The following is a 22,255-nucleotide window of genomic DNA, read 5'->3' as shown; positions in this document are numbered from 1 at the left end:
CCCGACCATGCTGCTCATCCCCTGCCCGTGGTGCGGGCCCCGCGACGAGACCGAGTTCCACTACGGCGGCCAGGCCCACGTCGCCTACCCCGAGGACCCGGCCTCCCTCACCGACGAGGAGTGGGCGCGGTACCTGTTCTTCCGCGACAACCCCAAGGGCCCCTTCGCGGAGCGCTGGAGCCACGCGGCAGGCTGCCGGAGATGGTTCAACGCGGTACGCGACACGTCGACGAACGAGATCCGAACGGTATACCGACCGGGCGAGCCACGCCCTACGGCGCCAACTCAGCCGACGCCATCTCTTTCAGCCCGTCCGGCGGGACCCTCCCGGCCGACGCCGCTTCTCTCAGCCCGTCCGGCGGGACCTTCTCGGCCGACGCCGCTTCTGTCAGCCCGTCCGGCGTTTGAGGACGAGGCCGTTCAGGCCGAAGCGGGGTCCGGGGGCGCAGCCCCCGGCGGGGTGGAAGGGGCAGCGCCCCTTCAGGACGGGACGGGTAGGGGCGGCGGGGGCGACCAATCCCACCGCACCCCCACCGGCGGCCGAATCGACCGCACCACCCCCCTCACCTTCACCTTCGACGGCACCGAATACCAGGGCTACCGAGGCGACACCCTCGCCTCCGCCCTCCTCGCCAACGGCGTCGTCCAGGCCGCCACCAGCATCAGGCTCGGCCGCCCCCGAGGCATCTTCTCCGCCGGCGTCGAGGAACCCAACGCGGTCGTACAGATCGAGGCCCCCTTCCCCGAACCCATGCTCCCCGCCACCACCGTGGAACTCCACGACGGCCTGGTCGCCACCAGCCTCCCCGGCCAGGGCCGCCTCGCCACCACCCCCGACCCGGCCCGGTACGACGCCGTACACGCCCACTGCGACGTCCTGGTCGTCGGCGCGGGCCCCGCCGGCCTCGCCGCGGCAGCAGCGGCCGCCACCACCGGCGCCCGCGTCATCCTCGCCGACGACCAGCCGGAACCCGGCGGCAGCCTGCTCGGCAGCGGCGAGCACCTCGACTGGGTCGCCGCGACCCGCGCCCGCCTCGAAGCGGCCCCCGAGGTACGCGTCCTGCCCCGCACCACCGTCTTCGGCCACTACGACGACAACCACCTCCTCGCCGTGGAGCGCCGTACCGCCCACCTCGGCGCCGCCTCCCCGCCGCACGTCTCCCGCGAACGCGTCTGGCGGATCCGTGCCCGGCGCGTCGTCCTCGCCACCGGCGCCCACGAGCGTTCCCTCGCCTTCGGCGACAACGACCGGCCCGGCGTGATGCTGGCCGCCGCGGCCCGCACGTACCTCCACCGCTACGCCGTCCTGCCCGGCCGTCGAGCCGTCGTGTTCACCACCAACGACAGCGCCTACGCCGCCGCCCTCGACCTCGCCGCGGCCGGAGTGACCGTCCCGGCGATCGTCGACACGCGCCCCGACCCGGGGGAGTGGGCCGCACGCGCCAGGTCGGCCGGCATCGAGGTGCTGGCGGGCCACGCGGTCACCGGCACGGAAGGCGCCGAGCGTCTCACCGCCGTGACCGTCGCCCCCTGTGAAGGCACGCTTCCCGCACGCGAGTTCACCGCCGACCTCCTCCTCGTCTCCGGCGGCTGGAACCCGGTCGCCCACCTGTACAGCCAGGCCGGCGGCAGGCTCCGCCACGACGGGGAACTCGGCACCTTCGTCCCCGACAGCTGCCGTCAGGCGGTCGAGACGGCGGGTGGCGTGAACGGAACCCACGACCTCGCCACGGCCCTCGTCCAGGGCACGGCGGCCGGCACCCGCGCCGTGGAGGCGGAGGGCTGGACAGCCGGGACGCCCGCCCTCCCCGCCGTGGCCGCGCAGCCGTACACCCCGCCCATGCCGGTCTTCACCGTCCCGGGCGAGGCCCCCCGCTTCGTGGACCTCCAGCGCGACGTCACCGTGGCCGACCTGACCCGCGCGACCGGCGCGGGCCTGCACTCGGTGGAGCACACCAAGCGCTACACCACGGCCGGCACCGCCAACGACCAGGGCAAGACCGGCGGACTCCTGGCGAGCGGGGTCGTCGCCGAACTCCTAGGCGTCGACGTCTCGGCGCTCGGCCTGCCCACCTTCCGGCCGCCGTACACCCCCGTCTCCTTCGCCGCCCTCGCCGGGCGCGACCGCGGCGCGCTCCTCGACCCGGTCCGTACGACCGCCCTGCACGGTTGGCACGCCGGGCACGGCGCGCTCTTCGAGAACGTCGGGCAGTGGAAGCGGCCCTGGTACTACCCGCAGGACGGCGAGGACATGGCGACCGCCGTGCTCCGCGAGTGCCGCGCGGCCCGCGAGGGCGTGGCCTTCATGGACGCCTCCACGCTCGGCAAGATCGACGTCCAGGGCCCGGACGCCGGGCGCTTCCTGGACCTGCTCTACACGAACATGATGAGCACCCTGAAGGTCGGCATGATCCGCTACGGCGTGATGTGCCGCCCGGACGGCATGGTGTTCGACGACGGCACCGTCATCCGGCTCGCCCCCGACCGTTTCCTGGTCACCACCACGACCGGCAACGCGGCGGCCGTCCTGGACTGGATGGAGGAGTGGCTGCAGACCGAGTGGCCCGACCTGCGGGTGCACTGCACCTCGGTCACCGAGCAGTGGGCGACCGTCGCCCTGGTCGGCCCCCGGTCCCGCACCGTCCTCGGCTCGCTCGCGCCCGAACTGGCCGTGGCCAACGACGACTTCCCGTTCATGGCCTGGCGGGACACCACCGTCGCCGGCCTCGACGCCCGCGTCTGCCGGATCAGCTTCTCCGGCGAACTCGCCTACGAGATCAACGTGTCGCCCTGGCACGCGGTCGCGCTCTGGGAGGCGCTGTACGAGGCGGGCGCCCCGTACGGCATCACCCCGTACGGCACCGAGACCATGCACGTACTGCGCGCCGAGAAGGGCTACCCGATCGTCGGCCAGGACACCGACGGGACCGTCACCCCGCAGGATCTCGGCATGGGCTGGGCGGTGTCGAAGAAGAAGCCCGACTTCATCGGCAAGCGCTCCTACGCGCGTGCCGACGCCGTCCGAGCCGACCGCAAGCACCTGGTCGCCCTCCTCACCGACGACCCTGCCGCCTTCCTCCCGGAGGGCACGCACCTGGTCGCCGACAGCGAACTGCCCCCGCCGCCCGTGCCGATGCTCGGCCACGTCACCTCCAGCTACCGCAGCGCCGCCCTAGGCCGGACCTTCGCGCTCGCCCTGGTCAAGGGCGGCCGGGACCGCATCGGAGAACGCCTCTACGCCCCCGTCGGCGCACAGCTCGTGCCGGTGACCGTCGCAAGCCCCGTCCTCTACGACCCCGAGGGAGCCCGCCGCGATGGCTGACACCGCCCCGACCGCATCCCGGCGCAGCCCCCTGGCCGACGCCGCACCCCGGCTGGCCGCCGTGACCCGCTCCTCAAGGGGCGCGCTCCGCCTCGCCGAACTCCCGTTCCTCGCCCAGGTGAACGTCCGTCTCGACGCCAAGAGCCCGGCGGCGGACGCCGTCGGGCTGGCCCTGGGCGTGCAACTGCCCCTGGAACCCGACACCGTGGTGCACGCGGGGGAGGTGACCGCCGTCTGGCTCGGCCCCGACGAATGGCTGGTGGTGGGTAGGCCGGGCACCGAGGGGGAGCTGGAAAGCAGGATCCGTACGGCCGCCGCGGACGCGGAGGCCGCCGTCACCGTCACGGACGTCTCCGCCCAGCGGACCACCCTCCTCGTCGGCGGCCCGCGCGCCCGCGACCTGCTCGCCCACGGCTGCGCCCTGGACCTCCACCCCCGCGCGTTCGGCCCCGGCCGCTGCGCCCAGACCACGCTGGCCCGCACCCAGGTCGTCCTGGTGGCACGGGACGAGACCAGGGCCGGGTTCTGGGTGCTGGTGCGCTCCTCCTTCGCCGGCTACCTGGTGGACTGGCTGCTGGACGCGGCCGTGGAACACGTGTGAGGCACCACGAAGGGCGGGCCCGCACCCCACCGGGTTGCGGGCCCGCCCTTCGTGACGTCAGCGGAAGACGACCGTGCAACGGCCGTTGACCAGTACCCGGCTCTCGCTGTGCCAGCGCACGGCGCGGGCGAGTACCTGGGCCTCCACGTCACGGCCGAGCGCGACCAGTTCGTCCGGGGCGTGCGAGTGGCTCACCCGGACCACGTCCTGCTCGATGATCGGGCCCTCGTCCAGATCGGGCGTCACGTAGTGCGCGGTGGCGCCCACCAGCTTGACGCCGCGCCGGTGCGCCTGGACGTAGGGCCGGGCGCCCTTGAAGCTCGGCAGGAACGAGTGGTGGATGTTGATGGCCCGGCCGTCCAGCCGCTTGCACAGGTCGTCGGAGAGGATCTGCATGTACCGGGCGAGCACCACCAGGTCGACGTCCAGCTCGCCGACCAGGCGCAGCAGCCGCGCCTCCGCCTCGTCCTTGGTGTCGGGCGTCACCGGGATGTGGTGGAAGGGGATGCCGTAGGTCCGGGCCAGTGGCTCGAAGTCGCGGTGGTTGGAGACGATCGCCGGGATCTCGATGTTGAGCGCGCCCGTGGACCTGCGGAACAGCAGGTCGTTCAGGCAGTGGCCGAACTTCGACACCATGATGAGGGTGCGGATCGGGGTCGACGCGTCGGTCAGCCGCCAGGTGATCCGGTGCTCCTCGGCGACCGGGACGAAACCGGCGCGCAGCTCCTCCAGCGAGCCGGCGCCGGCCGGGACGTCGAAGTGCACCCGCATGAAGAAGCGGTCCTCGGCCCGGTCGTCGAACTGCTGGCTCTCCAGGATGTTGCCGCCGTGGCCGACCAGGAACCCGGTGACGGCGTGGACCAGACCGGCCCGGTCGGGGCAGGAAAGGGTGAGGACGAACTCGCGGCCGGGCTGCGGTCGAGGGGACATGACATCCTCCCTGATGCGCATTGCGCAACGACATGAGTGATACGCAACATGGTCCAGCCAAGAGGGCCGACGGGTCAAGAGGTCACGTTCCACTTGGCGCACTGTGCTGTGCGATGCGCAACGTGCGCATCCGGTAGTCGGGTCAACGAACAGAGCGGTTCCGCTGCGCGAGGTCCGCCAGATGCGCCGTGCGCGACTCGCTCGTCTGGCCCTGGACCAGGAGGAACAGACCCTCCCTGGCCAGCCGTTGGGCGCGGTGGTGCAACGACATCGCCCGGCCGCCGCCCGTCACCACGGCCGCCGTCGTGGCCGTACGCATCAGCGCGAACGCCTCCGCCCGCAGCGCCAGCCGCTCCTCTTTCGCGGTACGGGATGTCGGTCCGGGGGCCTGCCCGAACGGGTACACCTCGAACGGCGCCGGTGCGAACCCGCCGGTCGCGCCGATGTGACCTTCGTCAAACCCAGTGGTTTCGGGCTGCCGGAATTTACTTCGGTCCATGAAAGGTTGCAATATGCATCTGATCGTCGAGACCCCGGTCGGGCCCTGCGGCCCGAGCCCATCACCAGCGAGGCACCCGTGAACCAGCCCACCCCCGAGCAGCCCGCCGACATCGTGGCCCGGCTGCGGGCCACCTTCCGCACCGGCCGCACCAAGCCCGTCGAGTGGCGCACCGGTCAGCTCCGGCGGCTGCGCGCCATGCTCACGGAGCGCGGCGACGAGATCGCCGCGGCCCTCCACGCGGACCTGGGCAAGAGCACACGCGAGGCCTACGGCACGGAGATCGACTTCACCGTCCGGGAGATCGACCACACCCTCGACCACCTGGCGGAGTGGCTGCGCCCCGAGTCCGCGCCGGTCCCGAAGCACCTGGGTGACGACGCGACCGCCTGGACGCAGTACGACCCGCTGGGCGTCGTCCTCGTCATCGCCCCGTGGAACTACCCGGCCCAGCTGCTGCTCGCCCCCGTGGCCGGCGCGCTCGCCGCCGGCAACGCGGTCGTCGCCAAGCCCAGCGAGCTGGCCCCCGCGACCTCGGCCGCGCTGGCCCGGCTGCTCCCGGCCTACCTCGACACCGAGGCGGTCGCCGTGGTCGAGGGCGGCATCCCCGAGACCACGGCCCTGCTCGCCGAGCGCTTCGACCACATCTTCTACACCGGCAACGGCGTGGTCGGCCGGGTCGTGATGCGCGCCGCCGCCGAGCACCTCACCCCGGTCGCCCTCGAACTCGGCGGCAAGTCCCCGGCGTTCGTCGACCGCGGCACCGACCTCACCGTGGTCGCGCAGCGGCTGGCGCGCGGCAAGTTCCTCAACGCCGGGCAGACCTGCGTGGCCCCCGACTACGTCCTGACCGACCCGGAGACGGCCGCGGCCCTGGAGCCCGCCCTGGCCGAGGCCGTCCAGGGGCTGTTCGGCAGCGAGCCCAAGGAGTCCGGCGAGTACGGCCGGATCGTCAACGAGCGCCACTTCGACCGGCTCAGCGGTCTGCTCGGCTCGGGCCGGGTGGCCGTCGGCGGCGACACCGACCGGGCCGCCCGGTACATCGCGCCCACCGTGCTCGCCGACGTCGACCCGGACTCCCCGGTGATGCGGGAGGAGATCTTCGGCCCGATCCTGCCCGTCGTGACCGTCCCGGACCTCGACGGCGCGATCGGCTTCATCAACGACCGCGACAAACCCCTCGCGCTCTACGTGTTCAGCGAGTCCGACGCCACCCGGGAGCGGATCGCAGCCGAGACGTCCTCCGGAGCCCTCGGCCACGGCCTGCCGCTCGCCCATCTCACCGTCTCCGACCTGCCGTTCGGCGGGGTGGGGGAGAGCGGTATGGGCAGCTACCACGGCCGGTACTCCATCGAGACGTTCAGCCACCGCAAGGCGGTCCTCGCCAAGCCCCTGAGCTGACCCTCCACCGCTCTCCGGGCCCGGCCGCACCGACGCGGCCGGGCCGGACCGCCGTCATGGGCCGGGGACCGGCGGCCGGCTGACTGGTCTACACCCTTGACTGGTACAGACCAAAGCAGTTGAGTGTGCCTCACACCCCCCACCGCGGCCGCACCCCCTTCCAGGGGCGCGGCCGTGCTCCGCAAAGGAGTTGATCCGTGTCGAGGCGCCGTATCGCCGCACTCCTGACCTCGCTTGCCATAGGCGGCTCCGTCCTGGTGTTCCAGGCGGCCCCCTCGGCCTCCGCCGCCGGCTTCGTCGTCAGCGAGGCGCAGTTCAACCAGATGTTCCCGAGCCGGAACTCGTTCTACAGCTACAGCGGCCTCACCGCCGCCCTCAGCGCCTACCCGGCCTTCGCCAACACCGGAAGCGACACCGTCAGGAAGCAGGAGGCGGCCGCCTTCCTCGCCAACGTCAGCCACGAGACCGGCGGACTGGTCTACATCGTCGAGCAGAACACCGCCAACTACTCGCACTACTGCGACCGGAGCCAGTCCTACGGCTGCCCCGCGGGCCAGTCCGCCTACTACGGGCGCGGCCCCATCCAGCTCAGCTGGAACTTCAACTACAAGGCCGCGGGCGACGCGCTCGGCATCGACCTCCTCGACAATCCGTGGCAGGTCCAGAACAACTCCGCCGTCGCCTGGAAGACCGGCCTCTGGTACTGGAACGCCCAGAAGGGCCCCGGCACCATGACCGGCCACAACGCCATGGTCAACCAGGCCGGCTTCGGCCAGACCATCCGCTCCATCAACGGTTCCCTGGAGTGCGACGGCAAGAACCCGGCGCAGGTGCAGAGCCGGGTCAGCGCCTACCAGAGGTTCACCCAGATCCTCGGCGTCCCGACGGGCGGCAACCTCTACTGCTGACCCGGTGCCGATCCCGTCGTCGGGATCGCCGGGAGCGTCGTCGGAATCGTGTGCCAGACTCCGTCGATGACCTCCGAAACGATCACCGCGGACGCCTCCGGCACCTGGAGACTCGGCGACCTGCCCGTCCACCGCCTCGGCTTCGGCGCGATGCGGCTGACGGGCAGCGCCGCCTTCCACCACGGCACCCCGAGCGACCGCGACCGTTCGATCGCCGTCCTGCGCAGGGCCGTCGAGCTCGGCGTGAACCACATCGACACGGCGGCCTTCTACTTCTCCGCCCTGCGCTCCGCCAACGAACTCATCAACACCGCCCTGTCCCCCTACCCGGACGACCTGGTCATCGTCACCAAGGTCGGCCCCTACCGCGACTACCACGGGGAGTGGGGCACCTCCGCCCGCCCCGACCAGCTGCGCGGGCACGTCGAGGAGAACCTGCGCCAGCTCGGCCGCGACCACCTCGGCGTCGTCAACCTCCGCCGGATGCGCCAGGAGTCGATCGCCGAGCACTTCGGCGCCCTCGCCGAACTGCGCGAGGCCGGGCTGATCCGGCACCTCGGCGTCTCCGACGTCGAACCGCGCCACCTCGACGAGGCGCTGGCCATCGCCCCCGTGGTGTGCGTGCAGAACCGCTGGGGACTCGACGCGGCGAACCCGGCCACCGACGAGGTGGTGCGCGTCTGCGGCGAACGGGGCATCGCCTTCGTGCCGTTCTTCGCCGTCGCGGGTGACGCCGGGGCGCGCGGCGCCACCGAGAACCACGACGACGAGGTCCTCGCCGTCGCCCGCGCCCACGACGCCACCCCCGCGCAGATCCGCCTCGCCTGGACCCTGCACCAGGGCCCGCACGTGCTCGCCATCCCCGGTACCGGCAACCCGGACCACCTGGCCGAGAACGTGGCGGCCGGCGCCATCCGGCTCACCGAGGACGAGCTGGCCCGGCTCAACACCCTGCACGGCAAGGCCGGTTGACGGTCCGGCTCAGACCGCCCACACCCCGTCCCGCATCAGCTGCCGGCCGCGCAGCTCGTGCGTCCCGTGCCAGGCCTGCACGGCGTACGGCCGGATCCGGAAGAACGCGTACGACGGGCCGTCCCCGCCCGGGTCCCAGCCCGTCTTCGCCCGCAGCGCCCCGGCGGCCTCCGGCACGTCGGCCGGGGCGAAGACGGTCACCTCGCCGTCGAGCAGCACGACGTCCTGCGTGTCCCCGAGCGCGAGCCGGGCCCGGCCGCCGTCCCGCAGGTTGCGACCGGTCGGGTTGGTGATCCGGGTGGACAGCCACACCGCGTCCGCGTGCCAGACGAACCAGAGCGGCACGAGACACGGCAGCCCGTCGTCGTCCGCCGTGGCCACCCAGACGTCCGTCTCCCGCTCCAGGCGGGCGAGCACGTCGTGCCTGCGCCGCTCGGGGGAGCGGGCCGGGTTCGTGATCTTCATGGCCGCGAAGCTACCGGCCGGACCCGCGCCACGCCTCGGGCCCGCGTCCTAGGTCTCCGGTACGGGCCCCCGGGGACGCGCGCACGAGGCGGCTCCCGGCCGGCGACCGGGCCCCTTCCCGCGACGGGGCTGCCCATAATGGATTCACGGGCGCCGGCCGCCGCCCGGCTGACTACACTGCCGTAGACGGTCCCAGGACCGAGGACGACGAAGGGGTGAGGAACCTTCCATGGCCGACCCGAAGGACGAACGCCGGCCGGCCGGCGAACTGGAGGCCAGTGTCATGGCCGCCCTCTGGGCCGCCGGCGCGCCCCAGACCCCCGGCCAGGTACAGCGGAGCCTCGGCACCGACCTGGCCCGTACGACGGTGACGACGATCCTGACCCGGCTGCACGACAAGGGCGTGGTCGAACGGCACCGGCAGGGTCGCGGCTACGCCTACGTCCCCGTCCAGGACGCACAGGGCCTCACCGCGAAGCGGATGCACACCGAGCTCGACCGGGACGCCGACCGGGAGACCGTGCTCGCCCGGTTCGTCGCCCAGCTCAGCCCCGACGACGAGCGGGTGCTGCGCGTCCTGCTCGAAGCCGACGAGCAATCCGGTGGATGATGATCGCACTCCTGATCCTGCCGCTGCTGCTGCCGTTCGCCCTGCCGCCCCTGGCCCGCCGGGCCCTCGACCGGCTGGCCCCGGCCGTCGCGCTCCGGGCGATCACCGGTTCGGCCGTCGCCCTCGCGGGGTGCTCGCTCGCCGCGCTCGGCGCGTTCGTCCTCACCGGGCTGCTCAGGCTGCCGTTCTTCGCCGCGCTCGGCGACCTGATCCAGCCACTGCACACCGCCTCCGACCGCTACGTGCTGCCGCTGGCCGCCGTGTCGGTGGGCGGCCTCGCCGTGTTCGCCTGCACGCTCGCACGGTCGGTGCTCCGGCAGGTCCGTGCCTTCCGCGCGGCCCGCACGGAGGCCGGGCGCGGGCCCGCCGCGGGTGACCTGTGCGTGGTCGACTCGCCGTGCGCGGACGCGTACGCGCTGCCCGGCAGGCCGCACCGGATCGTGGTCACCACCGGGATGCTGCGCAGCCTCGACGGAAGCGAGCGGGAGGCGCTGTTCGCGCACGAACGCGCGCACAACGCGGGCGGCCACCACTACTTCCTCGCCGCGGCCGAGCTCGCGGCGCACTGCCATCCGGCGCTGCGCGGGGTCCGGGCCGTCATCCGGCTGGCCGCGGAGCGGGCCGCGGACGAGGCCGCGGCCAGCGCGGTGGGCGACCGGCGGCTGACGGCCCGCGCGATCGCCCGGGCCGCGCTGGCGGGGCAGGGCGGGGGTGCGGAGCGGCCGGCGTTCGTGCCGGGTGCCGCGTCCGGGCCGGTGCCGCGGCGGGTCGAGGCGCTGCTGGCGCCGCGGGGGCGGCGGCGGGCCGGGGGGTGGGTCGCGGTACTGCTCGTGGCCTGCGCCGGGGTGTCGTGTGTCGCGTCCGTGACCGGGATGGCCGACTTTCATCATCGGGTGGAGGTCGCTCAGGGGGAAGCGGAGCGGTAGGGGGGCGGCCGGTCGTCGCCGGGTGCGGGTCCGTCGTGGCTGGTCGCGCAGTTCCCCGCGCCCCCGGAGGGGCGCTCCAGGCAACGCCTTTCAAAGGGTCCCCCCAGGGAAAGCCGGACTGGCATCCGGCAAGTTTTACGTATAACCTCTCCCGCTAACCGCTCCACCGAAAGGCCCCCCATGCGACGCGTCGCCCTGGTCACCCTTGTCGTCGGCGACTACGACGAGGCGATCCGCTTCTACACCGAGGCCCTCGGGTTCCGGCTCGTCGAGGACGCGCCGCGCCCGGACGGGTCCCGCTGGGTCGTCGTGGAGCCCGGCGGGGAGGGGCAGGGCACCGGACTGCTGCTCGCCCGCGCCAAGGACGAGGACCAGCGTGCCCGCGTCGGCGACCAGACCGGCGGCCGGGTCGGCTTCTTCCTGCACACCGACGACTTCGCCCGCGACCACGCCCGGATGACCGCGGCCGGCGTCACCTTCCTCGAGGAGCCGCGGCACGAGCCGTACGGCAGCGTCGCCGTCTTCCAGGACCTCTACGGAAACCGCTGGGACCTGCTCCAGCCCGCCGCCTGACCGACCACTCCGAACCACCTGCCGAGGAAAGCCCCACCATGACCGCTACGCGCGTAGACGCAGACGTGATCCGTCGCCTCCCCAAGGCCGTCCTGCACGACCACCTCGACGGCGGCCTGCGCCCCGCCACCCTCGTCGAACTCGCGGCCGAGGCCGGTCACACCCTGCCCGCCACCGACCCCGACGAGCTGGCCGCCTGGTACGTCGAGGCCGCCAACTCCGGTGACCTGGTCCGCTACATAGCCACCTTCGAGCACACCCTCGCCGTCATGCAGACCAAGGAGGGGCTGCGCCGGGTCGCCGAGGAGTACGTCCTGGACCTGGCCGCCGACGGTGTCGTCTACGGCGAGGTGCGCTACGCCCCGGAGCTGAACGTCAGGGGCGGACTCACGCTGAACGAGGTCGTGGAGAGCGTGCAGGAGGGGCTCGCCGCCGGTATGGCGAAGGCCGCCGCCGCGGGCACGCCCGTCCGCGTCGGCACCCTGCTGTGCGGGATGCGCATGTTCGACCGGGTCCGCGAGGCCGCGGAACTGGCCGTCGCCTACCGGGACGCGGGTGTCGTCGGCTTCGACATCGCGGGCGCCGAGGACGGCTTCCCGGCCGCCGACCACCTCGACGCCTTCGAGCTCCTGCGGGGCGAGAGCGTGCCCTTCACCATCCATGCCGGCGAGGCGTTCGGCCTGCCCAGCATCCACCAGGCGATCCAGGCGTGCGGCGCCCAGCGCATCGGGCACGGGGTCCGGATCACCGAGGACATCGTCGACGGCAAGCTCGGCCGCCTCGCGGGCTGGGTGCGCGACCGCCGGATCGCCCTGGAGATGTGCCCCACCTCCAACCTCCAGACCGGCTGCGCCACCTCCATCGCCGAGCACCCGATCACCGCGCTGAAGGAGCTGGGCTTCCGGGTCACCCTCAACACCGACAACCGGCTGGTCTCGGGGACGACGATGACCCGGGAGATGTCCCTGCTGGTGGCGGAGGCGGGCTGGACCGTCGAGGACCTGCGCACGGTCACGGTGAACGCCCTGAAGAGCGCGTTCATCCCGTTCGACGAGCGCAGGGCCCTCGTCGAGGACGTCGTCCTGCCGGGTTACGCCGCCGCGCTCTGAAGCAGTCCCCGTATGTAGGCGGCCTGTCCGACGTGCTGGAGATCGTCGGACAGGACGCTCACCAGCCGTACGCCCAGGGTGACCGGCGGGTCGAAGCGGGTGTCCACGATCCGCTCCAGGTCCTTGGCCGGGAGCTCGCGCAGCACCGCCAGGGTCTGCTCGTACACCGCGTCGTGGTAGCCGGTCAGCAGGTCCCCGGAGTCCACCGTGACCTTCGCGACGTCGGCCGGCGTATGGCCGTACCCGTGGTCACGGGGCGGCAGGCCGAGGCCGAAACGCTTCTCCCAGCCCTGGGTCAGCCACACCTGGTCGAGGTCGAAGGCGTCGGCGACGTGGTCGTCCTGGATCCGGGTGAGGTGCCAGACCAGCCAGGTGATGGAGTTGGCGTCGGGGGCCGGGAGCTTGTTGAGCAGGTCGGAGCCGGCGCCGTCGAGGGCGGCATGGACTTCTTCCTGGATGCGGCCGAAGCCGTCGATGAGGATGTCCCTTGCATGCATACGACCACGATCGCGCATCGCCGGTCGTCATGCGTCCGGAATCCAGCTTCCGTGGAACCCCAGCGGCACCCGGCCGGGCAGGTGCACCCGGGCCAGCGGCTCGCCGGTGAAGTCCTGCGCGGCGAGGATCAGCAGGTCGGCGGCGCCCCGGTCCGGATCGTGGACGTAGGCGAGCGCGTACCCGTCGTCCTCCCGCCGCCCGTGTTCGCCCGGCACGAACACCGCCTCACCCGCCGCCGCGCCCCGCGGCAGCCGGTGCACCTCGGCCGTGCCGCGCGCGAGGTCGTGCTTGAAGAGGGCGTTGGAGAAGGCGCGGTCCGGTGGGTTGCCGTCGCCGGCCAGATAGGCGACGGACATCTCGGCAGCCGCCGCCGAGTAGCCGTAGCGGTGCCGGCGGGACACCAACTCCTCGTTCACGCGCGGGAATTCCTGCGGGCGGTCGTCGAGCGTGCGCCTGCCGACCCGTCCGCGGCGCAGGTCGACGGTCCAGCGCTCCAGCCTCGCGGTGCCCACCGAGTGCGGTCCGTCGGTGGTGGCGCTCGCGACGTCGAACGGCGCCGGATAGGTCGTCAGGTCGATCACCACGGACGAGCCCTCGTCGTACGCGTTGAGGGTGTGCGAGTAGAAGACCGGGTCGACGCCGAACCACCGGACGGCGCCCCCGGACCGGGGCATCACGCCCACCCGGGCCGGGTGTTCACGGTTCCACACGTACGGCACCGGCGCGCCCGCCCCGGCGGCCTCTGCGTCGAAGGTGACCGGGACGTCGAAGACGACCACGTGCTTCTCGGTGAGCGCGAAGTCGTGCATCATCGGCGCGTCCCGGACCGGGATCCGGGTGGTGCGGGCGAGCCGGCCGGTCGGGCCCACGACCAGGTGCCGGACATGGTCCCAGGTCGGGTAGTAGGCGATCGCGTGCAACTCGTCGGCGTGCGCGTCGTACTTGGTGTGTGCGGTGAACGCGCCCTCCAGGGTGCCCCGGAAGTCGTAGCTGCCCACGGTGTTGAGCTCGCCGTCGAGTTCGTACGGCAGCGGGCCGCTCTCCTGGAGCGCGAGGATCCGCCCCCGGTAGGGGACGACGTGGGTGTTGCAGGCGAAGTCGTCCGGCGGGACCGGACCGGGGTAGGTCTCCCCGAGCTCCGCCGTCACCTGCGCGGACCGCACCCAGCGGTTGCGGTACCACTCGGCGCGCCCGCCGCGCAGCCGCACCCCGTGCACCATGCCCGCGCCCAGCATCCAGTGGTGGGCGCGCGGATCCTCGAGACCGAGCACGTTCGGGCCGTTGCGCAGGTAACGGCCGTTCAGGTCACCGGGGATACGGCCGGTGACCGGCAGGTCGAAGGCCGTGAGTTCCTCGGTGACCGGGGCGAAGGCGCCCTCCAGGAAAGGATAGTGACGATCCGTCGGTTCAGCCGTCGCTGGTGCCGCCGCTGCCGGCCGGACCGCCGCTCCCGTCAGCGCGCCCGCCGCCGCGATGCCCGCGGCCCCGCGCAGCACCGTACGCCGTGTGTGTTCCGCCATCTCCGAACTCCCCGTCGTCGTCGTGGACTTCCACGAGTCTGCGGCGACGGGCGGCCCGGGTCAGGAGGGGCAGGCCCCGTCCGGGGGTGTTGCCAGACCCCCTGTTTCGAGGAGGGTGATCAGCGCCCGGGCCGCCGGGCTGGTGGCCGTCTCGGGCGGCAGCAGGGCGACCGTCTCGTACGCGGTCTCGTCCGTGTCCTTGAGCGCGAGCGCGGTCAGCGCGGGGCGCTTGTGGCGGAAGTGGCGCGGTACGACGGCGACGCCGAGGTTCTCGTCGACCAGGTCGAGGAGGCTGTGCACGTCGTTGACCTCAAGGGCGACCGTCCGCCGCACGCCCGCCGAGGCGAACGCCGCGTCGGTGGTGCGGCGCGGGCCCCAGTCCGGGTGGAAGTCGACGAACACCTCGCCGCCGAGGTCCTCCGGGGTCACGGCCTCGCCGGCCGTCGCCAGCCGGTGGCTGGGATGGCACAGCACGGTCATCGGCTCCCCCGTCAGCGACACCGAGCGGAGCTGGTCGGTGTCGTCCTGGGTGCGGTACGCGAAGGCCAGGTCGAGCCGGCCCGCCGCCACCTCCTCGGCGAGCGCGCCCGAGCCGGCCTGCCGCAGCCGGATCTCCACGTCCGGGTGGCGGCGACGGAACGCGGCGAGCAGCCCCGCCACGTGCACCCCGGCGATGCACTGCTCGGTGCCCAGCGCCAGCGTGCCGCGCAGCACGCCCTGCACGGCGGCCACCGCCTCGTGCGCGGAGCGCACCTGGGCGAGGATCCGCTCCGCCTCGCCGAGCAGCGCCCGGCCCGCCTCGGTCAGCGTCACCCGGCGGGTGGTCCGCACGAACAGCGGCGCCCGCAGCTCCCGCTCCAGGGCCCGGATCGACGCGGACAGACCCGACTGGGACACCATGAGCCGCTCGGCCGCCCGGGTGAAGTGCTGGTCCTCGGCGACGGCGACGAAGTGCTGGAGGTGGCGCAGTTCCATGATTGAGAAGACTAGCCGCACAATTCCATCGGATTCTCCTGTTGGACCACTGCACGGGGCTCGGGAAAGAGTGGCATCGGTAGATCCTGTGGCAACCCCTCTGGAGTCGCGTTGTACACCGCACACCCCGACCGCTACGCCGACATGCCGTACCGCCGCAGCGGCCGCAGCGGCCTGAAGCTCCCCGCGCTGTCGCTCGGCCTGTGGCACAACTTCGGGCCCGACCGGCCCGTGGCGACCCAGCGCGCCATCCTGCGCCGCGCCTTCGACCTCGGCGTCACCCACTTCGACCTCGCCAACAACTACGGCCCGCCGCCCGGCGCCGCCGAGTCCGCGTTCGGCGAGGCCCTGAAGGCGGACTTCGCGGCCTACCGCGACGAGCTGGTCATCTCCACCAAGGCCGGCTACCTGATGTGGCCCGGCCCGTACGGCGAGTGGGGTTCGCGCAAGTACCTGCTCTCCTCGCTGGACCAGTCCCTGACCCGTATGGGCCTGGACTACGTCGACATCTTCTACTCGCACCGCCCGGACCCGGAGACTCCCCTGGAGGAGACGATGGGTGCCCTGCACTCGGCGGTCCAGCAGGGCAAGGCGCTCTACGTCGGCATCTCCAACTACTCGGCGGAGCAGACCCGCGAGGCCGCCCGGATCCTCGGCGAGCTCGGCACCCCGCTCCTCATCCACCAGCCGCGCTACTCGATGCTCGACCGCCGCCCGGAGACCGAGGGCCTGCTGGACGCTCTCGACGAGCTCCAGGTCGGCTCCATCGTCTTCTCCCCGCTGGAGCAGGGCCTGCTCACCGGCCGCTACCTCGACGGCATCCCCGAGGGGTCGCGGGCCGCGAGCGACAGCCCGTTCCTGAACTCGGACGCGGTCACCGCGGACCTGGTCGCCCAGCTGCGCGACCTCGACGAGGTCGCCAAGGGGCGCGGCCAGACGCTGGCCCAGCTCGCCCTGTCCTGGGTGCTGCGGGGCGGCCGGGTGACCTCCGCGCTGATCGGCGCGAGCAGCCCGCAGCAGGTCGAGGACTGCGTCGGCGCCATCGGGAACCTCGACTTCGACGTGGAGGAACTGGCGCGGATCGACGCGATCGTCAGCCGCTGACCAGCGGTTGATCAACCGCTGGTCAACCGGTGATCCGTTCGGTGAGGCGGACGCACACCGCGTCCCCCTCGCCCTTTCCGATCGCCCTGCGGACGTCGGCCCGCACGGGGAGCTTGTGCGTGCCGTCGCCCAGGGCCATGAAGGAACTCAGGAAAGGGTGCCCGTCGACCGTGCCCCGGACCTTCACCAGCCCCCGGGTGCCGAAGAACACGGCGGACTCGGGCCAGACCACATAGGTCCAGCCGCCCCTGGCCGGGCTGCGGCGCAGTACGGCGGTGAATTCCACGTCCAGCAGCGCGGTCGTACTCATGAACGGTCCTCCGGTCGCAGTGGTCTCTCTCCTTCAGGAGACCGCCGCGAGCGCGGAAATTCATCGCCGGAACTCATCGTGGGAACGCATCGCGAAAGCCCGTTCCCGGAGGATCCGACCGTCCTCACTGAGCGTGACCGTGCCAAAACCGGCCACCGGAGCCGGACCTTCCGCCTAGTACGCCGGTTCCCGGCCTGGGCGGCCCGATTCATGGCGGCCGTCGGCGTCCCCGACCGGGCGGACCACGCGGCCCGGGAACCGCTCGTGCACCGCCGTGATCACGGCCGTGACCTGGCAAGGTACGGCGACATCTGCCGTGGGAGGGGCGGCGCCACCGCCCTCCGGGGCCGGGCAGCGGCGGTCGGCTCGGCCGGCGCCTGCGGCCCGGTGGCGTTCCAGAACTCGAAACGGCCGCCGGCCGGCGGCCTGGTAACGGTCGGTGTTCGCGGGTCCGCCGGATCAATCCTCGCGGAGGTCGTCACCGCTGGTCAGGGGAGGGAGCGCGGCTTGCGTCGAGCCGCCGGCGCCACCATGCCCCGGTCCGTGCCACGGGCCGATCGGCCCTCGGGAAACGAAGGCCGGCCGGTGCAGCTCGCGCATTTCGGCCAATTCGCAGGGGGAATATGCCAAGAGACTGGCCGGAAAGGTGTGGTGACAGTGTTTCGAAAGTGAACATACTCGAATGTCAGGAGCACTTCACCGCACAGGAGCCGCACGGAAACCCGGCCGCGACGGCACACCGGCGAGCTACGGGGGAGTGATCGTGCACGACGAATTCCTGTGCCACGTCACGGCATACGGCATGTGCGGCGGGCAACGCATCGGCGTTCCGCTCGGCACCTACCGTGCGCCGACCCTGGCACTGGCGCTGTGGTGGTTACGGGACCGGGCCTCCTGGATCGCGGAACGCCTCGACCCCTTACCCGAGAACCCCCGGTTCCCGCAGGGGGCGCTGGTCCCGGTCGCGGAGACCGTCTCCGACATACCCGGGCTGCTGCGCGCCTGGTGCGCCGACACGGCCCGGCAGGAGCTGGTCGCCGACGAGTTGGCCGGCGGGCGGCTGGTGCGGATCGCGCTCCAGGACGACACCACGGAGTACGAACTGCTCGCCGAGTCCATCGACGCCCTGCGGATGCAGCGCACCATCCCCGCTCTCGTCGTCCCCGTCGCCTGACACCTGACAGCCGCCGCCCGGGAGGCCCTGACCAGGCACAGAAGAGGGCGGATCGGTAGAATTCTGCCCATGGTGGAGCGGCCGGTCGCCTCGACGGCGCCCGAACTCGTCCTGGAGACCGACACGGGATCCACGGTGATGAGCCCGGGCCGCGACTACCACGTCGGGCGGGACCCGTTGAGCGACATCGTCATCGACGATGCCCGGGTCTCGTGGCACCACGCGGTGCTGCGGCCCGACGAGGGCCACTGGACCCTCGAGGACGAGCAGAGCACCAACGGCACCTACGCCGACGGCCGACGTATCCGCGAGTGGGAGGTCGGACCGGGCACGGTGATCCGCTTCGGCAGCCCCGCCGACGGCCCGTCCGCCGTCCTGAGCGGCCGCCCCGCACCCGCCACGGACCGTCCCTCCGCCGTCTCCATGCCCGCCCGGACCGGCACCTTCCGGCAGCCCTCCTCGGTACGGCGGCTCCCCGCCCGCACGGTCCGCATCGGCCGCGCCCCCGACAACGACGTCGTCGTCGACGACCTGATCGTCTCCCGCCACCACGCCGAACTGCGCACCGACCCCGACGGCAGCCACGAGATCGTCGACCTCGACAGCCACAACGGCACCTACCTGAACGGCGGCCCGGTCACGCGCGCCCCGCTCGGCCCCCGGGACGTCGTCGGCATCGGCCACTCCGCGTTCTGCCTGGTCGACGGCGAACTGCAGGAGTACGTCGACACCGGCGAGGTCTCCCTGGACGTCCAGGAACTGACCGTCGCCGTCGACCACGGCCGCAGGATCCTGCTGGACCACGTCTCCTTCCCGGTCGGCGAGAAGTGCCTGCTGGCGGTGGTCGGACCGAGCGGCGCCGGCAAGTCCACCCTGCTCAACGCCCTCACCGGCCAGCGCCCCGCCGAGCACGGCACGGTCCTCTACGACGGCCGCGACCTCTACCGCGACTACGCCGAACTGCGCCAGCGCATCGGCCTGGTCCCGCAGGACGACATCCTGCACGTCCAGCTGACCGTGCGCAGCGCCCTCACCTACGCCGCCGAACTGCGCTTCCCGGAGGACACCGCGAAGGCCGAGCGCCGGCAGCGGGTGGACGAGGTCATCCGGGAACTGGGCCTCGAACAGCGCGCCGAACAACCCGTGCACAGCCTCTCCGGCGGGCAGCGCAAGCGGGTCAGCGTGGCCCTGGAACTGCTGACCAAGCCGTCCCTGCTGTTCCTGGACGAGCCGACCTCCGGACTCGACCCCGGCATGGACCGCTCGGTGATGAACATGCTGCGCGGCCTCGCAGACGACGGCCGTACCGTCATCGTCGTCACCCACAGCGTGCTCAGCCTGGACGTCTGCGACCGCCTCCTGGTCCTCGCCCCGGGCGGCCGGACCGCCTACTTCGGCCCGCCCGGCGACGCCCTCGGCTTCTTCGGGTTCGGCGAGTGGCCCGAGGCCTTCGAGGCGTTCGAGCGGGACACCGGCCGGGACTGGGCGGGGGAGTACCGCGCCTCGTCGTACCACCGGAAGTACATCGTGAACTCCAGCGCCCAGCCGGTGCTGCCGCGCTCCGGGCCGGTGGCCGCCGCCCCGCCGCCCAGGCCGCGCAGCTGGAGCGCCCAGTTCTCCACCCTGGTACGGCGTTACACGGCCGCGCTCCTCGCCGACCGGACCTTCCTCGCCATCATGATCGGGCTGCCGTTCGTGATGGGCGCCATGGCCCGGGCCGTCGCCGGGAACAAGCTCACCTTCGACACCGCGACCAACGCCCTGCTCACCCTGTGCGTGGGCGGGGTGCTGACCGGCGCGGCCAACGCCGTCCGCGAGCTGGTGAAGGAACGGGTCATCTACCAGCGGGAGAGAGCCGTCGGACTGCCCAGATCGGCGTACGTGATGTCGAAGGTCGTCGTCCTCGGCGCCATCACCGTGCTCCAGGCGATCGTGCTCACCCAGGTCGGCCTGGCCGGCGTCGACCTCAACGCGCCCGGCGGCGACGGGGTGCTGATGCCGCCCCTGCTGGAGATCACCGTCGCCGTGGCCGTGCTCTCCTTCACCGCGATGATGCTCGGCCTGCTGATCTCCGCACTGGTCCGCAAGGAGGAGGTGACGATGCCGCTCCTTGTGCTGCTCACCGTCGTCCAGGTCGTCTTCTGCGGAACCCTGCTGAAGCTGGACGGCGTGCCCGGCCTCGAACAGGTCGCCTGGCTGGTCCCCTCGCGGTGGGCGCTCGGCGCCATGGCCGGCACCGTCGAACTGCACCGGATCGTGCCCGGCTCCTTCACCGACGACCCCCTCTTCCGGCACTCGGCGGGCGTCTGGCTGCGGAACATGGCCATGCTGGTGGTGCTGGCGGTCGTCTTCGGCTGGGTGCTGTCCCGGCTGCTGCGCCGCCACGAGCCGGCCGTGATGCGGAAGTAGGCGACCGATGACGACCACGCCGGGCTTCCGGCCCACCCATGTCGTCCCCGGCGACGGCATGCCCGCCTGGGAGGCCCCCGACCCGGGCCGGCCCACCGTGCCCCTCGACGCGCTGCTGCCCGTCCAGCTCGTCGAACGGCATGGCGACTGGGCGCACATCAGCTGCGCCAACGGCTGGTCCGCCTGGGTCGACGGCCGCTACCTCATAGCCGTACCCCAGGACCCGCCCGTCACCGGCGGCCAGCCCACCGAGGCCACCGACCCGCGCCCGCTTCTCGCCCGCGCCGCCGAGGCGCTCACCGGCTACCGGGCCGCCGTCGAGGAGTTGGCCGTCGGCGGCCTCGACGGGGAGTCCTTCCGCGGCCGTACCCACGGGCTGCGCATCGGCGTGGTGGTCGACGGGGAGTCGATGTGGCTGTACGACCCGGCCGAGGGACGCTGGCTCTACGGCGACGGGCGGCGGCTGTCCACGTACGTCACCGACCGCGCAGGGCCGGGCGGCGTCGGCCCCGGCCGGGATCCGACCCGGGTGGTCACCCCCGACGGCGGCCGCTGACGGCCGGCAGCGCCTTGCCGCCCGCGTTCAGGCGGCCACCTCGCCCCGCCGGTGCACCGGGCGGGCCAGCAGCGCGCCCAGGAACCCGGCGACCAGCCCCCACAGCACGCCCAGGCCCACCGCCGACCACAGCACGGGCTCCAGCAGCAGTTCGCCCGAGAGATTTCCGCCCAGGTCGCCGATGCCGAGCAGGGAGAGGCCGTAGTGGGCGGAGATCCGTCCGATCAGGCACAGCGTCAGCATCGTCAGTCCCAGCGCGACCGCCAGGTGCAGGGCGTGCTGCCAGGCGCGGATCCCGGCCGGGGAGCGGGCCGCCATCAGGAACGCGGCGGCCAGCAGCAGCACCGCGGCCACCCAGGCCAGCCACCACCAGCGGCCGTCGTGGGCGGTGACGGTGCGCAGGTTCAGGGTCGAGACGTCCGGCGTGCGCAGCACCTCGGCGAGCACCTTCGGCACCGGCAGCCCGAACGGGCCGTCGACCCTGCCCTTCCAGGTGGCGCCGAGCCCGAGCGTGAGGGCCAGCCAGGCCAGGTTGGGCAGCCCGAGCAGGATCACCGCGAGGGTCTCCCGGGCGTGACCGCGGGTCGCCATCGTGGCCAGGGCGGCCACCAGGGCCAGCACGACGTACGCCAGCACGAGCACGACCATGGCGTACGCCGCCGGGCGCACCGAGGCCTGGAAGCGCAGCAGCCGCCCCGGCAGCGGCGCCCCGCGCGACACCAGCAGCGCCAGCAGCAGGATCCCCGCCAGCCACAGCAGCCCGAACCCGGCCGTCCCCGGCACATCCGTCGTGAAGCCCGCGTGCGGTGCCGCGTCGAGCACGTCGGTGAGATCGCCGAGGGTGCCGCTGCCCACGTCCACGGCGAAGGTGTGCCGGGCACCGGACGCGAGCCCGATCAGCGCGAGCAGCCAGAGCACCGCGAGCCGGGCCGCCCACCCGGCCAGCTCCCCGGCCCCGGCCACCGCCCGGTGTCGCAGCGGACGCAGGAATCCCCCGGCGGCGACCAGCGCCCCGACCAGCGTCACCGACAGCGGTACGACCGTCAGCCCGGCGTTCGTGCGGGCCAGTTCGCCCGCGTTCCCGGACAGCTCGACGGCGCCGCCGACCGCCGTCACCACGGTCGCCAGGACCACTGGCAGGAACGCGCCCTTCGGCAGGTCGGCCGCGCCCGCCGCCCACAGCCCCACGGCGGCCGGCACGAGCATGGCGACCGACGCGGTCAGCACCACGGCCAGGGCCTGCGGCCAGCCGTGCCGGGCCGCGGACCGGCCGGCCGGCGCGGCCACCGGCCGCTCGGAGGCGATTCGGGGACGCACGCTGTCACGCTAGGCAACCCCCGTGCCCGCCGCCCGCCGGGTGGTCCGTCCGCGTCGGCTTGCGGGCGGTACCGGA

Annotated in this window: 20 protein-coding genes and 1 pseudogene; 13 read left to right on the top strand and 8 right to left on the bottom strand. The window is 72.9% G+C overall.

Features of this window, described 5'->3' with window-relative positions; genetic code table 11:
* Positions 1–7 precede the first annotated feature (7 nt).
* Positions 8–3,322, top strand: a complete 3,315-nt coding sequence (locus ACGF5O_RS41130) for a sarcosine oxidase subunit delta family protein (protein WP_393815047.1) — start codon at positions 8–10, stop codon at positions 3,320–3,322.
* Complete coding sequence (locus ACGF5O_RS41125) at positions 3,315–3,923, top strand: sarcosine oxidase subunit gamma (protein ID WP_393815046.1); 609 nt, start codon at positions 3,315–3,317, stop codon at positions 3,921–3,923. Before ACGF5O_RS41130 ends, ACGF5O_RS41125 begins: the two co-directional genes overlap by 8 nt.
* A gap of 57 nt (positions 3,924–3,980) precedes the next feature.
* On the opposite strand, the gene purU is transcribed toward ACGF5O_RS41125, so the two are convergent.
* A complete protein-coding gene (gene purU, locus ACGF5O_RS41120; protein ID WP_393815045.1) occupies positions 3,981–4,853 on the bottom strand; it encodes a formyltetrahydrofolate deformylase in 873 nt (290 codons plus the stop codon).
* A 142-nt stretch (positions 4,854–4,995) separates the two neighbouring features.
* A pseudogene (locus ACGF5O_RS41115) lies at positions 4,996–5,211 on the bottom strand (acyl-CoA dehydrogenase); the annotation flags it as partial.
* Between the two features lie 219 nt (positions 5,212–5,430).
* Between ACGF5O_RS41115 and ACGF5O_RS41110 the strand changes: the two are divergent.
* The 3 genes from ACGF5O_RS41110 (at position 5,431) to ACGF5O_RS41100 (ending at position 8,633) form a co-directional block, all read left to right on the top strand.
* A complete protein-coding gene (locus ACGF5O_RS41110) occupies positions 5,431–6,753 on the top strand; it encodes an aldehyde dehydrogenase family protein (protein ID WP_393815044.1) in 1,323 nt (440 codons plus the stop codon).
* 197 nt (positions 6,754–6,950) lie between these two features.
* Positions 6,951–7,661 carry a chitinase gene (locus tag ACGF5O_RS41105; protein WP_393815043.1) on the top strand — a complete coding sequence of 237 codons (711 nt, stop codon included), beginning with the start codon at positions 6,951–6,953 and terminating at the stop codon, positions 7,659–7,661.
* A gap of 66 nt (positions 7,662–7,727) precedes the next feature.
* Entirely contained in the window at positions 7,728–8,633 is a 906-nt protein-coding gene (locus tag ACGF5O_RS41100) for an aldo/keto reductase (protein WP_393815042.1), read from the top strand.
* A 9-nt stretch (positions 8,634–8,642) separates the two neighbouring features.
* Here the strand turns inward: ACGF5O_RS41100 and ACGF5O_RS41095 are convergent, their stop codons facing one another.
* A complete protein-coding gene (locus ACGF5O_RS41095) occupies positions 8,643–9,098 on the bottom strand; it encodes a pyridoxamine 5'-phosphate oxidase family protein (protein ID WP_393815041.1) in 456 nt (151 codons plus the stop codon).
* 229 nt (positions 9,099–9,327) lie between these two features.
* Between ACGF5O_RS41095 and ACGF5O_RS41090 the strand changes: the two genes are divergently transcribed.
* The 4 genes from ACGF5O_RS41090 to ACGF5O_RS41075 all read left to right on the top strand — a co-directional run bounded on the left by ACGF5O_RS41090 (position 9,328) and on the right by ACGF5O_RS41075 (position 12,316).
* Complete coding sequence (locus ACGF5O_RS41090; protein ID WP_393815040.1) at positions 9,328–9,708, top strand: BlaI/MecI/CopY family transcriptional regulator; 381 nt, start codon at positions 9,328–9,330, stop codon at positions 9,706–9,708.
* The gene (locus ACGF5O_RS41085) at positions 9,708–10,634 is read left to right on the top strand and encodes a M48 family metalloprotease (RefSeq protein WP_393815176.1); all 927 of its coding nucleotides are present in this window, start codon (positions 9,708–9,710) and stop codon (positions 10,632–10,634) included. The genes ACGF5O_RS41090 and ACGF5O_RS41085 overlap by 1 nt, the downstream gene beginning before the upstream one ends.
* Before the next feature lie 180 nt (positions 10,635–10,814).
* A complete protein-coding gene (locus ACGF5O_RS41080) occupies positions 10,815–11,207 on the top strand; it encodes a VOC family protein (protein ID WP_393815039.1) in 393 nt (130 codons plus the stop codon).
* A gap of 38 nt (positions 11,208–11,245) precedes the next feature.
* On the top strand, positions 11,246–12,316 hold the full coding sequence (locus ACGF5O_RS41075; protein ID WP_393815038.1) for an adenosine deaminase: 1,071 nt from the start codon (positions 11,246–11,248) through the stop codon (positions 12,314–12,316).
* Here ACGF5O_RS41075 and ACGF5O_RS41070 read toward each other — a convergent pair.
* Genes ACGF5O_RS41070 through ACGF5O_RS41060 form a run of 3 tightly spaced genes read right to left on the bottom strand, consistent with a single transcriptional unit; the run spans position 12,298 to position 15,309 of the window.
* Entirely contained in the window at positions 12,298–12,813 is a 516-nt protein-coding gene (locus tag ACGF5O_RS41070) for a DinB family protein (RefSeq protein ID WP_393815037.1), read from the bottom strand. The genes ACGF5O_RS41075 and ACGF5O_RS41070 overlap by 19 nt on opposite strands.
* 27 nt (positions 12,814–12,840) lie before the next feature.
* Positions 12,841–14,334: a carotenoid oxygenase family protein gene (locus ACGF5O_RS41065; RefSeq protein WP_393815036.1), complete on the bottom strand. Its 1,494-nt coding sequence runs from the start codon at positions 14,332–14,334 to the stop codon at positions 12,841–12,843.
* 60 nt (positions 14,335–14,394) lie between these two features.
* Positions 14,395–15,309 (bottom strand): LysR substrate-binding domain-containing protein, encoded by a 915-nt coding sequence (locus ACGF5O_RS41060; RefSeq protein WP_393815035.1) that lies wholly within the window; start codon positions 15,307–15,309, stop codon positions 14,395–14,397.
* A 111-nt stretch (positions 15,310–15,420) separates the two neighbouring features.
* On the opposite strand from ACGF5O_RS41060, the gene mgrA reads away from it, so the two are divergent.
* Positions 15,421–16,413, top strand: coding sequence for an L-glyceraldehyde 3-phosphate reductase (mgrA, locus tag ACGF5O_RS41055; RefSeq protein ID WP_393815034.1), 993 nt, complete (start codon positions 15,421–15,423; stop codon positions 16,411–16,413).
* A 22-nt stretch (positions 16,414–16,435) separates the two neighbouring features.
* Here mgrA and ACGF5O_RS41050 read toward each other — a convergent pair whose 3' ends face one another.
* Positions 16,436–16,723 (bottom strand): DUF1905 domain-containing protein, encoded by a 288-nt coding sequence (locus ACGF5O_RS41050; protein WP_393815033.1) that lies wholly within the window; start codon positions 16,721–16,723, stop codon positions 16,436–16,438.
* A gap of 763 nt (positions 16,724–17,486) precedes the next feature.
* On the opposite strand from ACGF5O_RS41050, the gene ACGF5O_RS41045 reads away from it, so the two are divergent.
* The 3 genes from ACGF5O_RS41045 (at position 17,487) to ACGF5O_RS41035 (ending at position 20,862) form a co-directional block, all read left to right on the top strand.
* Positions 17,487–17,897 (top strand): hypothetical protein, encoded by a 411-nt coding sequence (locus ACGF5O_RS41045; RefSeq protein WP_393815032.1) that lies wholly within the window; start codon positions 17,487–17,489, stop codon positions 17,895–17,897.
* Between the two features lie 69 nt (positions 17,898–17,966).
* The gene (locus tag ACGF5O_RS41040; protein ID WP_393815031.1) at positions 17,967–20,306 is read left to right on the top strand and encodes an FHA domain-containing protein; all 2,340 of its coding nucleotides are present in this window, start codon (positions 17,967–17,969) and stop codon (positions 20,304–20,306) included.
* Between the two features lie 7 nt (positions 20,307–20,313).
* The gene (locus ACGF5O_RS41035; RefSeq protein ID WP_393815030.1) at positions 20,314–20,862 is read left to right on the top strand and encodes a hypothetical protein; all 549 of its coding nucleotides are present in this window, start codon (positions 20,314–20,316) and stop codon (positions 20,860–20,862) included.
* A gap of 27 nt (positions 20,863–20,889) precedes the next feature.
* On the opposite strand, the gene ACGF5O_RS41030 is transcribed toward ACGF5O_RS41035, so the two are convergent.
* Entirely contained in the window at positions 20,890–22,179 is a 1,290-nt protein-coding gene (locus ACGF5O_RS41030) for a streptophobe family protein (RefSeq protein ID WP_393815029.1), read from the bottom strand.
* Positions 22,180–22,255 lie beyond the last annotated feature (76 nt).

Source organism: Streptomyces sp. NPDC048291, assembly GCF_043201715.1.
Classification (GTDB): Bacteria; Actinomycetota; Actinomycetes; order Streptomycetales; family Streptomycetaceae; genus Streptomyces.
Note: the sequence above shows the minus strand (reverse complement) of the source record. Positions and strands in the feature narration are given on the sequence as shown.